Origin of the sequence: Microcoleus sp. A6-C6 (assembly GCF_036705955.1) — a bacterium.
GTDB lineage: Bacteria > Cyanobacteriota > Cyanobacteriia > Cyanobacteriales > Microcoleaceae > Microcoleus.
Genome location: NZ_JAUBVR010000010.1, coordinates 78393 through 92515, shown reverse-complemented (window position 1 = coordinate 92515; position 14123 = coordinate 78393). Strand labels below are relative to the sequence as shown.

The following is a 14123-nucleotide window of genomic DNA, read 5'->3' as shown; positions in this document are numbered from 1 at the left end:
ATTTGACATCCGCGACACATTCGTACATAATCGGAGTTTGTGTCAACCTGAACTGAACGCGAGAAACCCTTGGCTAACGTAGTTGTAATCGGCGCCCAGTGGGGCGATGAAGGAAAAGGAAAAATTACCGATTTGCTCAGCAAATCCGCAGATATCGTTGTCCGCTACCAAGGGGGCGTCAACGCCGGTCACACCGTGGTAGTCAACGGTCAAACTTTCAAACTGCACTTAATTCCGTCTGGGATTCTCTACCCGGAGACGCAGTGTATCATCGGCTGCGGCACGGTAATCGACCCTAAAGTTTTAATTGCAGAGTTAGATCAGCTAGAAAAACTGAATATTTCGACTGCCTCCCTGATGATTTCAGAGACTGCTCACATCACCATGCCCTATCACCGATTGATTGATGTGGCATCGGAAGAGCAGCGGGGAAATTATAAAATCGGGACAACAGGACGCGGCATCGGCCCTACTTACGCCGACAAGTCGGAACGCACAGGCATTCGGATGCTCGACTTGATGGACTTGGAAGGGTTCCGAGAACAACTGGAATGGACGATTCATCATAAGAATGTCATTCTGGAAAAACTTTACAATTTGCCGCCTCTCAATCCGCAAGATGTTTTTGATGAATATCAAGTTTATGCAGAACGTTTGCGGCCGCACGTAGTAGACAGTTCCCTGAAGATTTATGAGGGACTTCACACGCGGAAAAATATTCTGTTTGAAGGCGCGCAAGGCACTTTATTAGACTTAGACCACGGCACTTATCCTTACGTTACTTCTAGCAATCCCATCGCGGGCGGCGCTTGCGTGGGAACGGGAGTTGGCCCAACAGCGATCGATCGCGTAATTGGCGTAGCAAAAGCCTACACAACCCGCGTCGGAGAAGGCCCCTTCCCTACCGAAATGGTCGATGGAGTTGGCGCAATTTTGGGCGAAAGAGGTGCAGAATTCGGCACCACAACCGGCCGGAAACGCCGCTGCGGTTGGTTCGACGCGGTAATCGGCCGCTACGCAGTCCGCATCAACGGCCTTGACTGTCTGGCAATTACCAAACTAGATGTTTTGGATGAATTAGAAGAAATAAAAGTTTGCGTTGCTTACGAAATTGACGGCGAACGCTGCATCGATTTCCCGAAAAGTTCGCGGATATTTGCTCGATGCAAACCCATTTATGAAACCCTTCCCGGTTGGAAACAGTCCACGGAAGAGTGCCGCAATTTGGAAGATTTGCCGCCGCAAGCTTTGGATTATCTGAAGTTTTTGGCAGATTTGATGGAAGTGCCGATCGCCATTGTATCTCTCGGAGCCAGCCGCGACCAAACTATCATTGTCGAAGACCCAATTCACGGGCCCAAGCGCGCTTTGCTTTCTCATGACGGTACGCCAGCCTAACGTTGCCTTTAAAATACATTTTGGGTATCAACCAATCATACTCAAAGCTGTTGCCAGTCTCGCCGCTACCTACTTAGTTTAAGGTTCCAGCAGATTTAGTGCACTTGACCCACGGCGAGGTCAAGTGTATCTTTATTTACAGGGAGTCAAGTAAATGACTGACGAAGATGAACTGATAGCACGGCTAGAAGTTCACAGAGATATGATTGGATGGCTTATAATGGAATTAAGCAAAGAAGGAATACAAGCCAAAAGAACAACCGGAAACAATCCCAAAGGTGATATTTTGATCGTCAACGATCGGGATGTTCCGCGAGTTAAACAGCTACTCCGCAATTTACAGATCGAATTTAATGGTTAATTTATCAAAATAATAAAAAGTATAAACAATAATGAATGAACCGCATATTGAAATTAAAGCCTGGAAAAACAAAAAACTAGATTCCACAAAAGCTAAGGAAATATGTCAAAAAGGAACTGTAATTGGAGTTATTACCACAGGGGGAATTACTAAACCAGCTAAGGTTGTATTCGACAAAGCAGATGTAGCTTGGGTAGAAAATTTTCCAGAGAGTAAGTTGGTGAATCAGGAAGGTCAGGAGGAAAGCTAATGTTAGACATGATTTTTTATGCCTTCAAAACTAATCAGCCACCCCACTATGTCGGAATGTCTGAAGACGTTTATGAGTGGTTGGCAAAATCAGAATTTTCCAAAATTGGCAAATCTGTCCCCAGAAATATTTTGATAGATGAAGAGGAGGAGAAGCTACCTTTAGTTGAGTTAGATCAAGATATACGCCAGAAGTTTAGAAATTTTTTCCGCGATGCAATCATCTGCGAAAGCGATACCGTCCTTGCTAAGCTGGGTGATTCCCCTCTCAAAGAAGAATACCAAGCAGGAACGTACCGTTTGAGGAAAATGCTGGAATTGCTTAAGTGTCTGGAAAATGAGAATTATCAGTATCTTCAGCGAGTCGTTTAATTAGGTGCGATCGCGATATCACAATTCTGGTAAAATGTGAAAACAATCAACAGAAAGTCATAAAATGGAACTCGCAGTAGAATGTCAAAAGCGGGTAGAAGGCAGCAAGCCTAACGCCCTCCGCCGCTCAGGAATGATTCCCGCCGTCCTCTACGGACACAACGGCTCTGAATCCATTTCCCTTACCATCAAAGCCAAAACAGTTGAACACCTGCTCAAAAAGCACGTAGTCAACAACGCCCTAATTGACCTCAGCATTCCCGAACTCTCTTGGACAGGAAAAACCTTGCTGCGGGAAGTTCAAGTTCATCCTTGGAAAGGCTTTCCTTACCACCTGAGCTTTTTCTCCGTCGCAACTCAAGATAGCCTGGAAGTTGAAGTATCGCTGAGTTTTGTCGGCGAAGCTATCGGTGTCAAGTTAGAATCCGGTATGTTAGAAACTGTGTTGACGCAAATCGCAGTTAAGTGCAAACCTGATAGCATTCCTGATGCAATTGAAGTAGATGTTTCTAACTTAAAGGTAGGGGATGCGCTGCACATTCATGAGTTAGTTTTGCCTCCGGGAGCAGAAGCTCTTGGCGATCCAACTCAGGTGGTTGTTACCGTTCTGGGAACTAAAGCCAGTGCTGAAGAGATAGCAGAAGAAGAAGAAGCAGCAGCAGCAGCAGCTTAATTAGTAATTGCTAATAGTTGTTAAGTAATTCTTGAAAAAAAGGCGATCGCTCGATCCGAAAAGGGCGATCGTTTTTTATTCAATAAGGCTATTCTAGTTTTGGTGCGATCGCACTTACTCTACTCAGCCTTGAATCTGCTGTCGCACCCATTGACGAAAATCAATCTCTGCGGCAACTTCATCTATGAAAGCCACTTCTAGAAACTGGTATAAATCCGTTTTTTCAATAATCCCAAAAGTGGGAGATCGATCGCACTCGACACAAGCCCCATCGACTAATTGCAGAATCCGCCATACCCGCCCGTTAAACCGCCAAAACTCAGGCACGCCCATACTCGCATAGAGTGTATTTTTATTGATATCGGTATGGGTAATATCCACTTCCACGACTAAATCGGGGGCTGGATCGATATTCAAGTTAACCGGGCGATCGGCAACTAAGGCATAATTCTGAATATAATATCCATTGTCTGGCTCGGCGCTCTTGAGTAGGTCTTCGCGATCGAGCGTAGTCGATCCCATCGTCTTAATTTTCATCCCCATCTCAACCACAAGGACTCTCACAAAGAGTTCAATCAAGCGAGCAGAGCGTTCGTGTCCTTCGAGGCCTCTGGTAATTTCTAACGCTCCGTTATCGTAGGTAAAGCGGGCGCGGGTGCGCTCAGTCAGCAAACTTTGAATTTGCTTGAAGGCGCGCCAATCGAGATCGCGAAAGGTGAGGCGCTTTTCTCCGACAAGTTGAGGTGGTGGCTCTAATAACATCAAAATCACCGCGACATTATATAAAGGTTTAATACCAATTTCATAAAGTAGCGCTAGATATTACCCCCCCAACCCCCCCTTATTAAGGGGGGGGGCTAAGACTTCATCCGTAGCACATCTTTAGAAAAATGGTTTAAGTTAACCCTGACTACGATTTTACCGCAGCGATCGGCTGATATTTCCCCACCTTTGGCGATCTCGAATTCGCTCGAACGACCACAATCGTTGTAAGCGCGGGTTCGCCAACAATCTTTAATTCACATTCAGAAGATATATAAACCCGCCCCCACTCGACAAAAATACAAGGAGGAGGTTCGCTCTTGGCGAGCCAAAACTCCAGAGCCAGTAAACCAGCAGCAGCCCGCACCGAGGAGTTCGATCGACCTGACTGTATCATCTTCCTGCTGGGATCGCCCTCTTTACCTTTCTTCAAAAACACCCTAGAGACCGGCCCGATCTATAAAATTTTTAAATTTGGGGAACAAGAGAGCGATCGTTGATGTCAAACCGCTGTAGACTTATTAAGTGTTTTGAATATATACATAAATTGCTATATCTGGAGCCGCCCCTATGCCATCAACAGTAAATACAGAATCAACAGCGGTTCAATTTAACCAACAGGGAGAAATATATTTATCCCAAGGAAAATTGGAAGAAGCGATCGCCTCCTGCGAGCAAGCTTTGAAAATGCACCCTAATTTTGCACCGGCTTACAAGACTTTGGGCAACGCGCTGCAAGCTCAAGGCAGGATGGAAGAGGCGCGGCACTGGTACGCTAAAGCTATTGAAATAGCACCGAATTTTGCGGAAGTATACGCGAATTTGGGCAGCATTAGCGCGCAACAGGAAAAATGGTCGGAGGCGATCGAGTTTTACCAAAAGGCGATCGCGATTAAACCGAATTTCGCGGGAGTATACCGCAATTTGGCGAAAGTATTCGGACAAATTGGCAAAAGGGCAGAAGCTCAGGAATGCTGGTATCGTGCATTCTCTTTGGAACCAGAAAAAGCATCGCCGGCAGAACACTTAGGTATGGGTGATGCTTTTTTCCGGCAAGAAAAGTTTCCCGAAGCTATTTCTTGTTACGATCGCGCCATAAAATTAAATCCTAATCTGGCGCAAGCCTACCAAAATATCGGCGAAGCCCTCAAAAAACAAGGCAAGTTAGAAGAAGCCACAGTATATTATCGCAAAGCTATAGAACTGAACGCAGCTAATGCTAGAAACGGCAGCGAGGGAGAGCAAACTTTGGCTGGTGCAACCGCGACTAATGGTGCTGCTAAGCCGCCACAAGTTCAACAACAAATACCGCAACAAATTCAACAACCACAAGTTCAACAACAAATACCTGAGCAAATATTGCGGAAAATACCGCAAGAAATACTGAAAAAAATACCGCAACAACTTCAACAACAGCTTGGGCGTCAACAAGTTCAGCCACCTGTTAATGCTGGAATTACTACAGAAGATCCAGAAGCATACAAAATACTGGCAGAAGGTTATTTTGCTCAGGGGAAATGGGAACAGGCAATTTCTGCTTGCAAGAAAGCTCTACAAATTAAGCCGGAAGCGCCGCTTTACAAAATGCTCGGCAATGCCCTGCAAGCTGTTGGCAAAATTGATGATGCTAAAACTTGCTATGTCAAAGCAATAGAAATTAATCCGAATTTTGCCGAAGCTTATGCTAATTATGGCAGCATTTGCGCGCAGCAGGAACAGTGGCAGCAAGCGGTTTCTGCTTACGAAAAGGCGATCGCCCTTAAGCCTGATTTTGCCGGCGCTTTCCGCAATTTTGCGAAACTTTTGACTCAGTTAGGTAAGTCGGAAGCTGCGTCAGAAGCTTTGTATCGAGCTTTGGCGATCGACCCCAAGTCTGGCACCGCTGAGGAACACGAGAATTTAGCCAAAACTTTGATCGAGCAAGGTAAGCTTGAGCAAGGAATTGACTGTTACCGGCGCGCTGTTGCAATGAATCCAAATGCAGGGGCAGCTTATCACGAATTGGGCGAACTTCTGAAGGGTCAAGAACAGTGGGAAGCGGCGGTTGATGCTTACACCAATGCGATTAAAACTAATCCCGAACTTTCTTGGTCGCACAACAATTTAGCTGAGTCGCTGGTGAAGTTGGAACGCTGGGAGGAAGCTGTTGAGGCTTACCGCAAGGCGATCGAATTAAATCCTGATTTTAGCTGGTCTCACAACAATTTAGCAGATGTGCTGCTGAAGTTGGAACGCTGGGAGGAAGCTGTAGAAGCTTACACCAAAGCAACTGAATTAAATCCAGATTTTAGTTGGTCGCACAACTATTTAGCCGACGCGCTGATTAAGCTGGAACGGTGGGATGAGGCGATTTCGGCTTACCAAAGGTCGATCGAACTAAATCCCGAACATTTTTGGGCGCACAACAATTTAGCAGAAGCGCTGGTGAATTTGGAACGCTGGGATGAGGCGGTGGTTGCGTACCGGCGCGCTAACGAACTGAATCCGAATTTCTTTTGGTCGCACAGCAAGTTGGGCGACGTGTTGCTAGAAATGGAAAGGTGGGACGAGGCGATCGAGGTTTACCGTCGCGCGGCTGAGTTGAATCGCGATTTTCCGTGGACTTATTACAACATGGGGACGGCTTTTGAGAAGCTGGAACGGTGGGATGAGTCGATCGCTGCTTACCGCCGTGCTGTGGAAATTCAGCCGGATTTGCCGTGGATTTCGCAAAAGTTGGCTGATGCTTTGAGGATGCGATCGCAGTGGGATTTGCAGGAGGCGATGCGCTTGTACCGCAGGGCGATCGAGGAGAATCGTGATGACGTGCAGTTGTATCATAAGGCGCTGGAGATTGCGCCGAATGATGCTGACCTTTATGTGGGTTTGGCTGATGCTTTGGTGCGGCACAGTTGGCCTGATGGGGCGATCGTCTTTTATCAGATGGCGTTGCAGGTAAATCCCCAATGTGGTGAGGCGCACTTGCAGTTGGGACGGATGTTAGCACAAAAGAATGATGTGAATGGGGCGATCGCTTGTTACCGCCGCGCTATTGACGTTCAACCAGATTACAAGTCTCATCAAATGTTAGGGGATGCTTTGGCCACACAGGGCCAGCGGGAAGAGGCGATCGCACTTTACCGCCGCGCCACTGAACTAAACCCAGATTACCCCTATACCTACAACAATTTAGCGGATCTTCTGCGAGATCAAGGAGAGTGGGAAGAGGCGATCGCCGCTTACCGCCACGCCATTGAATTGAAGCCTGATTTTTCTTGGTTCCACTATAATTTAGGGGAAGTCTTGACGAAAAAAGGGCAAATAGATGAAGCAAGTGCTTCTTACCGTCGCGCCCTGGAATTGGAACCCAAAATTTTCTAAACCGACCCTCTAATTTGCCATGTATTTCGCACGTTAACCTAACAACTGTTGCCACCCGCTACAGCCTTGTCAAGCTGGAGGGCTGGGCTGTCCCAACTTTGAGCGCTCTAATTCCCTTTGAGCTTGCAGAGCCGCTTGTTTCCAAGCTTGAGCTTGGGATTCATACCAGCTTTTCTCTTCTATTGTCCTGGTAATATATTCCAGGCGATGTCTAATTTTTTGACCAATAACCTCTGGACTGAATAAAGACCTAATCTCCTTAGCTGCTCTGGCTCCTAATTGCTGTGCTTGCTGCTTATTTTGAAAAACATACTCCATCAGAGAAGCCGCGTGATTGATATCCGGCTCAGCCCAGATACTACCTTTTGGGTAAAGTCCGTAAGCTTCAGTAGTTGCGACTAAATCGTATTTCACCAAAAAACTATTGCCGACATTCATAAAATCAGTATTCGATGAATAGGCGGTTCCGATGACGGGCTTGCCGTAATACATCGCCTCCGCCATAGTCAAACCAAAACCCTCAGCCCGATGTAGCGATACATAGCAGTTACAATTATCTACTAAGGCATGAACCTCTTCCTTGCTCAAATGACCTTCGATCAATTGAATAGATGGCCAGTCTTCTGCCATTGCTTTTAGTTGAGCGTACTCATTTTGATAAGCTGGATGAGGTCTAAATTTAATAATTAGTAAAACATCTTCATTGGACTTCCCAAAAGCTTTTTTAAACGCCTCAATTGTGGCAAAAGGATTTTTGCGTTCAAAGCCGCTACCCATGTCGAACATGAAAAGAAAAATAAATTTATTTTTGGGCAATCCTAAAGCTTCTCTATCCAATGAATTGGGGGGGCAATAAATGCTAGGAGGTAACTTAAGCACCGGAAGAGGCGACACATCAGAAATAGTTTCAGCAGTATAATTGCTGTAAGTCCAAACTTCATCAAATCGCTTAAAAGCCCCCATCCAAATATCAGGAAATACTGGAAGTTCCCAAATCCAAAAACCGATATTATAGCAGTTATGAAAAAAATTAGGAGCGATAGAATTCAACAGTGACTCGTGAGGGTTAGTATGGACGATATTAATGGGATAGGAGCGATCGCTGGAAAAACTTGTATATGTATCATCTAAGTTGCGTTGGGAATCTTCTTTCAAATCCTTGATTGTGAAAGGAATGTTAGCAGCTTCTAGGGCTCTGATAGTGCCTCGCACCCCTCCGCCCAGACCAAACTCTCCACTTACATGACCGATAATATTAACTCCAAAGTTAGACTTGGGATTATTCAACATAGCTAATTTATTTTCCTGATAATAAGTATTTTAGGTAAATTCAACTTTTCAAGTATTAACAAGCCTTTGATGTCGTGCTAGCTCAGATTGAACTTGCTGTGCTGTCTGCTTCCAAACTTGGATTTCTGACTGCGCCAAAGCCGCCTCTTGCTGAAGCTGATGGATGCTGGTTGACCAGTTTGTAGATTGATTCATCCTGTTTCTAATGATTTCCAATCTATTTTTAATTTTGATGCCTTGAAGTTGAGGACTCAGTAAAGACTTTATTTCCTCAGATGCTCTAAATCCTACTTGTTGCGCTTCCTGCGGATTCTCAAAAACATACTTCATTAAGGATGCTGCATGATCGACATCGGGATCAGCCCAGTAATTTCCTTTAAAATAAGGCCCATAATCTTCTCTCAGCGTCACTATGTCATATTTTACTGGAAAACTATTGCCGACATTCATAAATTCCATATTAGATGAGTAGCCCGTCGCGATTACAGGTTTGCCGTAGTACATCGCTTCCGCCATTGTCAAGCCAAATCCTTCTGCCCGATGCAGGGAAACATAGCAGTCGCAATTCGCGACTAAAGCATGAAGTTCGTCTCTTTTTAAATGCCCGTCAATAAAGTGAACAGGCCAGCCCTTTGCTTGCGCTTTGAGTCGATCGCGTTCTTCGGGAAAAAAGCTGCCGTTAGAAAACTTTAGTACAAGTAAAACATCCTGGTTTGATTGAGCAAAAGCTCGCTTAAATGCCTCTAGGGTAGCAAAGGGATTTTTACGCCCTACGGTACTGTGGAAGTCAAACATGAACAGAAAAATACATTTGTTTTCGGGCAATCCCAATGCTTCTCTGTCAAACGATGGTGTGGGAAGGTCAAGGCTGGACATCATCTTAATCACGGGCACGGGCGATACGGGCGCGATCGCTTCTGCACAGTAATTACTATAAGTCCATATCTCGTCAAATAAAGAAAAAGCGTACAGCCACCCAGGAGGAAATATCGGCAGTTCCCAAGCCCAAAAGCCAATGTTGTATCGACCTTTAAAGCATTCGCGATCGATCATGTTGAAAACAATCGGTTCCGGCAGAGTATGGATTAGGTTAATCGAATAGGGATTTTGCTCGGAAAAACTTGTGTAGCTGTTATCTAAGTTGCGATGCCAATCAACCTTAATATCTTTCAGTGCAAAGGGAATGCCAGCAGCTTCAATCGCTCTGAGAGTGGCTCTAGAGCCTTCTCCAAGGCCGTATTCACCGCTGAGGTGTCCTATAAAGTTGATACCGAAATTAGAATCAGGCGTTTGATTGACCATAGTAAGTCTTCTACTTAATAAACATTTAGGAGCGAGGCTTGACAATTCAGCGCTGTTGCAGTTTCAACTGAGAGTGTTTTGCTAAATCTTGCTGTACCTGCAATGCTGTCTGCCTCCAAGCTTGAGCTTGACGAGCCAATAAATCTCTTTCTATCTGAAGCTCGTGGAAACGACTTGACAAGTGGCACTGATTGATATTCCCCATGATAAATTCAAGGCGATTTTTTATTTTTATCCCCACTGTTTGAGGACTCAGCAAAGCTCTAATTTCTTGAGCAGCTTTAGCTCCTACTTGCCGTGCTTCCCGAGCGTTTTCAAAAGTGTACTTCATCAGAGAGGCAGCATGGTCAATATCTGCTTGGGCCCAGACACTGCCTTTGGGGTAAGCTCCATAATCTTCAGTGGTTGTCACCAGATCGTATTTAACTGGAAAACTATTGCCAACATTCATAAATTCCATATTAGATGAATAGGCTGTCGCTATTACTGGTTTCCCGTAGTACATGGCTTCAGACATTGTTAAACCAAAGCCCTCAGCCCGATGTAGAGATACATAACAGTCACAACAGTTAACCAGAGCGTGAATTTCTGCTTTTGGCAAATGCCCGTCTATAAATTGAATCGAGGGCCAGCCCTCTGTCAATTCGGTTAGCTGGTCTCGTAAGTGCGGGAAATAATGGGTATTGGCAAACTTGAGCACGAGTAAAACATCTTGATTGGATTTTCCAAAAGCTTGTTTAAACGCCTCAACGGTGGCAAAAGGATTTTTTCTTTCAAAGGAGCTCGCAAAGTCAAACATGAACAGAAAAATAAACTTATCTTTGGGTAAGTTTAGGTTTTCTCTTGTCAGGGAAGGCTTAGGAAAAGCGAGGCTCACAGGAATTTTGAGCACGGGAACTCGGGAGACAGCCGAAAATGCTTCCGCACAAAAATTGCTGGGAGTCCAGATTTCATCAAATAAATCAAATGCCCACTGCCACTCCTTCGGAAATACGGGCAGTTCCCACAACCACACACCTATATTGTATTTGCCTTGAAAATATTCAGAACCAATACCCGGAAAGTATCCTGCTAAAATCTGCTCGACCCAATTGGGGTTAGTTTGGATAATGTTAATGGGATAGGGATTGTCGTTGGAAAAATTTTTGTAGGTGGAATCTGAGTTAGGTTGCCCGCCTACCTTTAAATCTGTCAGAGCCAAGGGAATTTTAGCTGTTTCCATTGCTCTGATAGTACCTCTGGCGGCTTCTGCTAGCCCAAAGTCACCGGTTATGTGACCGGCAAGATTTACACCCAAAGAATTATTTAATCTATTATTTAACATTTACCTTTCTGTTTGCTGAGTGGAAATCTTTGAATAGGATTTAACAACCATTTAGTCTATGAAGCCTTCTTGATGAGCAGCCCCAAGGATGTTGTGACATATTGCTCTAACTGAAGCTTTAAGTGTATCCCCGACCAGGGCGGTACGTCTATGTGACGGTCGAATGGCCCGCTTCCAGTGTTGTAGTTGAGGACAATTTCGTGACCCTGAGAATGCAGCTCTGCTGCCAGCCGATCGATGTCCTGCCGTCGAAACAGTACAGTCTGCTGGTGGTCGATCGTCGCATCATTAGACAAAACGTTAAATTCGGTGGTGTGGACTGCGATTCCGCCTGGACGCAGGCACTTGAGGCTGTTTTTGACGAATTCGATCCCCAGATCGATCGAGCCTAAGTGCTCGAAAGCGCAAGAGGAATAGACAAAATCGAAGCCGACCAAATCCGCATCTATCTTGTTCATGTCTGCCACGCGGTAAATAACATGGGATGCGAAGCGTGCGGCGGGGCAGATGCCGCGATCGTTAAGCGCCTCCAGCGTTGCTGCATATTCACCGCTACCGGCCCATCCTTGCTTTGTCGCTTCGTCTATATCTAGGTCTGTGGCGACGATATGGCAGCCTCGGGCAGCCATTACAGCTACTAACGGTTCCTTGCCAACACCGAAACCGAGTCCGCGCCTGCCCGGTGACATCATGCCCGTCTCGGACAGACACTGAAGGATATAGGCGTACTCCCACAGTTTTCTATGGAATATCGGCTCGTGTGGCAGACGAGTTTCGTCACACCAATAGTAGAAGGCATCCGATCGGCACTGGGCCTCGGTGGCCATTTGCGAAACAGGATTGGTGAGGCTTGGCTCGTCATTAATAATAGTTAGCTGTCGCTTAACAGTAGTCGTCGGAGCGTTTTGTTCAATCATAATAATACCGGGCATCCCCAAGTTTAATCGAGTTATTAGATTGTTCTCGTTCTGTCTTTTCGTTGCTGTCTCAAGTTTAATGCCGTTTGATAAAATTCTATGTCTTCACTATTGAGAGCTGCTAGCTTAGCCACCAGATTTTTATCAGCCAACACCTTGTTTACATAGGTATGATACCCTGGATATTTATTTTTATTATCCCAACCAATTTCTAACTCAGACCAACCTAGAAGTTCTTTCAAGTTTTTTATGTCATCCTGAAAAAATTCTTGGATACCTATAAAGAAAAAGTCGCCTATTTCTATGCTTCGGAGGTATTCTGATATAACATTTTGGGTTTCAGGCATCTCCGCAAATTCAACCAAATCAGGTTGAGTTTTACTTACCAATTCCTGAAATTCATCCTGACTCGCTTCAACAGGCTTCCCAATACAATCACAATACCAAGAAATTAAACGAGTAATAGGATGCCTCACCCAGGCAATTAGTTTGGGAGAAGAATATAACAAGCATTCTTTGTACCTTGTCGCGGGAAATTGACCGTGAATCACTTTAGTTTGCAGTCTGATTAAACGCTGTTCCAAGATAGAGGCTAATGGTAATTTGCCATTTTCTGAAAAAACTTTGTCTGCACCGTAAACCTGTTGCAGAACTTTGCCAAATGTTATTCCTGCTGTTTTGGGTACATGAATAGAAATAATTTCTACACCCAAAGATGAAGATAATAAATCTTTCTCTACGAGCTTCCACAACGACTCAAATTCAGGTGATTGTCGCAGGATAGTGAGCAAGTCTTTTCGGGTTCTGATGCCGTCCGCTAAATCATGAATGTGGTGATTTTTCCCTTCCCGATCAGGCTTACGTTTGAGATAAGTCTGATAAGCAAATTCTAAAAATAATCCATCGTTCACACTATGAGTTTCTTGCAAAAAAGCTTCGTCTGTTAAGACAGGCAGTTGAACTTTAGCTTGGGCTAATTCTCTCGTAATCTTAATTTTCATGATCTGTTCAAGGCGATTCCTAATTTTACTGCCCACCGCTTGCGGACTCAGCAAAGATTTGATATCTTGAGCAGCTCTATACCCTACTTGCTGTGCTTCCTGATAATTTTGAAAAACATACTGCATTAACGATGCAGCATGATCTATGTCGGGTTCTGCCCAAACATTCCCTTGTGGGTAAGGGCCATAATTTTCCGCAAGTGTTACTAAGTTGTATTTAACAGGAAAACTATTGCCTACATTCATAAATTCCATATTAGATGAGTAGGCTGTCGCTATGACTGGCTTACCGTAATACATTGCTTCTGCCATTGTCAAACCAAAGCCCTCAGCACGGTGCAACGATACATAGCAGTCACAACTTTTAACTAAGCCATAAAGCTCTTCTTTCTTCAAATGCCCATCTATTAAGTGAATGGAGGGCCAGCCCTCCACACACTCTTTCAATTGTTCTCTTTGCTGAGCATGGAAATGTCCGTTAGAAGACTTGATGACGAGCAAGACATCCTCATTGTTTGATTTATCGAAAGCTCGTTTAAAAGCTTCAACAGTCCCCAAGGGATTTTTGCGTGCTAAGGTACTGTGGAAGTCGAACATGAACAGAAAAATAAATTTTCCTTGAGGTAGTCCTAATGCCTTTCTGTCTATAGACGTTGATGGCAGAGCAATACTAGGTGGTAGTTTGAGAACAGGAATTGGTGACTCCCTAGCAATTGTTTCAGCCGTGTAATTACTATAAGTCCAAATCTCATCGAATAAATCAAAAGCATAGTCCCAGACGCGGGGTAATATTTGCAATTCCCAAGCCCAGTAGCCAATATTATATCGCCCCTTAAAATATTCACTACCCAGACCTTCAATCATTCCGTCACCTGGGTTGATATGAATCAGGTTGATGGGATACTGAATATTTTGAGAAACATTTTTGTAGCTATCATCTAAGTTTCTGTGCCAATTTACTTGAATGTCATTAATTGTGAAGGGTATACCTACAGCTTCCAGTGCTCTTAGAGTCCCTCTTGCTCCTTCCCCCAGACCGTATTCCCCGCTCACGTGACCTACGAAATTAATACCTAAAGAAGAAGTCAGTGTATTTTTCAACATACCAATTATT

At 44.7% G+C, this 14123-nt stretch carries 13 protein-coding genes; 6 read left to right on the top strand and 7 right to left on the bottom strand.

Annotation, left to right across the window (positions count from 1 at the left end):
- Nucleotides 1–69 precede the first annotated feature (69 nt).
- The 5 genes from QUB52_RS06720 (at nucleotide 70) to QUB52_RS06700 (ending at nucleotide 3053) form a co-directional block, all read left to right on the top strand.
- Nucleotides 70–1398, top strand: a complete 1329-nt coding sequence (locus QUB52_RS06720) for an adenylosuccinate synthase (RefSeq protein ID WP_332972513.1) — start codon at nucleotides 70–72, stop codon at nucleotides 1396–1398.
- 154 nt (nucleotides 1399–1552) lie between these two features.
- Complete coding sequence (locus QUB52_RS06715; RefSeq protein ID WP_265235021.1) at nucleotides 1553–1759, top strand: hypothetical protein; 207 nt, start codon at nucleotides 1553–1555, stop codon at nucleotides 1757–1759.
- Nucleotides 1760–1790: 31 nt separating this feature from the next.
- The gene (locus QUB52_RS06710) at nucleotides 1791–2009 is read left to right on the top strand and encodes a hypothetical protein (RefSeq protein ID WP_265235022.1); all 219 of its coding nucleotides are present in this window, start codon (nucleotides 1791–1793) and stop codon (nucleotides 2007–2009) included.
- Nucleotides 2009–2380: a hypothetical protein gene (locus QUB52_RS06705; RefSeq protein WP_265235023.1), complete on the top strand. Its 372-nt coding sequence runs from the start codon at nucleotides 2009–2011 to the stop codon at nucleotides 2378–2380. Before QUB52_RS06710 ends, QUB52_RS06705 begins: the two co-directional genes overlap by 1 nt.
- Nucleotides 2381–2444: 64 nt before the next feature.
- Nucleotides 2445–3053 carry a 50S ribosomal protein L25/general stress protein Ctc gene (locus QUB52_RS06700; protein ID WP_265235024.1) on the top strand — a complete coding sequence of 203 codons (609 nt, stop codon included), beginning with the start codon at nucleotides 2445–2447 and terminating at the stop codon, nucleotides 3051–3053.
- Nucleotides 3054–3176: 123 nt separating this feature from the next.
- On the opposite strand, the gene QUB52_RS06695 is transcribed toward QUB52_RS06700, so the two are convergent.
- On the bottom strand, nucleotides 3177–3815 hold the full coding sequence (locus tag QUB52_RS06695) for a Uma2 family endonuclease (protein WP_332972514.1): 639 nt from the start codon (nucleotides 3813–3815) through the stop codon (nucleotides 3177–3179).
- A gap of 148 nt (nucleotides 3816–3963) precedes the next feature.
- Nucleotides 3964–4248 carry a hypothetical protein gene (locus QUB52_RS06690; RefSeq protein WP_332976138.1) on the bottom strand — a complete coding sequence of 95 codons (285 nt, stop codon included), beginning with the start codon at nucleotides 4246–4248 and terminating at the stop codon, nucleotides 3964–3966.
- 137 nt (nucleotides 4249–4385) lie between these two features.
- Here QUB52_RS06690 and QUB52_RS06685 point away from each other — a divergent pair, with 137 nt between their 5' ends.
- Complete coding sequence (locus tag QUB52_RS06685; RefSeq protein WP_332972516.1) at nucleotides 4386–7175, top strand: tetratricopeptide repeat protein; 2790 nt, start codon at nucleotides 4386–4388, stop codon at nucleotides 7173–7175.
- Nucleotides 7176–7244: 69 nt separating this feature from the next.
- Here the strand turns inward: QUB52_RS06685 and QUB52_RS06680 are convergent, their stop codons facing one another.
- Genes QUB52_RS06680 through QUB52_RS06660 form a run of 5 tightly spaced genes read right to left on the bottom strand, consistent with a single transcriptional unit; the run spans nucleotide 7245 to nucleotide 14113 of the window.
- The gene (locus QUB52_RS06680; protein ID WP_332972517.1) at nucleotides 7245–8465 is read right to left on the bottom strand and encodes a glycosyltransferase family 4 protein; all 1221 of its coding nucleotides are present in this window, start codon (nucleotides 8463–8465) and stop codon (nucleotides 7245–7247) included.
- Between the two features lie 48 nt (nucleotides 8466–8513).
- Nucleotides 8514–9767, bottom strand: a complete 1254-nt coding sequence (locus tag QUB52_RS06675; protein WP_332972518.1) for a glycosyltransferase — start codon at nucleotides 9765–9767, stop codon at nucleotides 8514–8516.
- 46 nt (nucleotides 9768–9813) lie between these two features.
- The gene (locus QUB52_RS06670; protein ID WP_332972519.1) at nucleotides 9814–11091 is read right to left on the bottom strand and encodes a glycosyltransferase family 4 protein; all 1278 of its coding nucleotides are present in this window, start codon (nucleotides 11089–11091) and stop codon (nucleotides 9814–9816) included.
- Between the two features lie 56 nt (nucleotides 11092–11147).
- Nucleotides 11148–12008 (bottom strand): class I SAM-dependent methyltransferase, encoded by an 861-nt coding sequence (locus QUB52_RS06665; RefSeq protein ID WP_332972520.1) that lies wholly within the window; start codon nucleotides 12006–12008, stop codon nucleotides 11148–11150.
- A gap of 35 nt (nucleotides 12009–12043) precedes the next feature.
- Nucleotides 12044–14113: a glycosyltransferase gene (locus QUB52_RS06660; protein WP_332972521.1), complete on the bottom strand. Its 2070-nt coding sequence runs from the start codon at nucleotides 14111–14113 to the stop codon at nucleotides 12044–12046.
- Nucleotides 14114–14123: the final 10 nt, after the last annotated feature.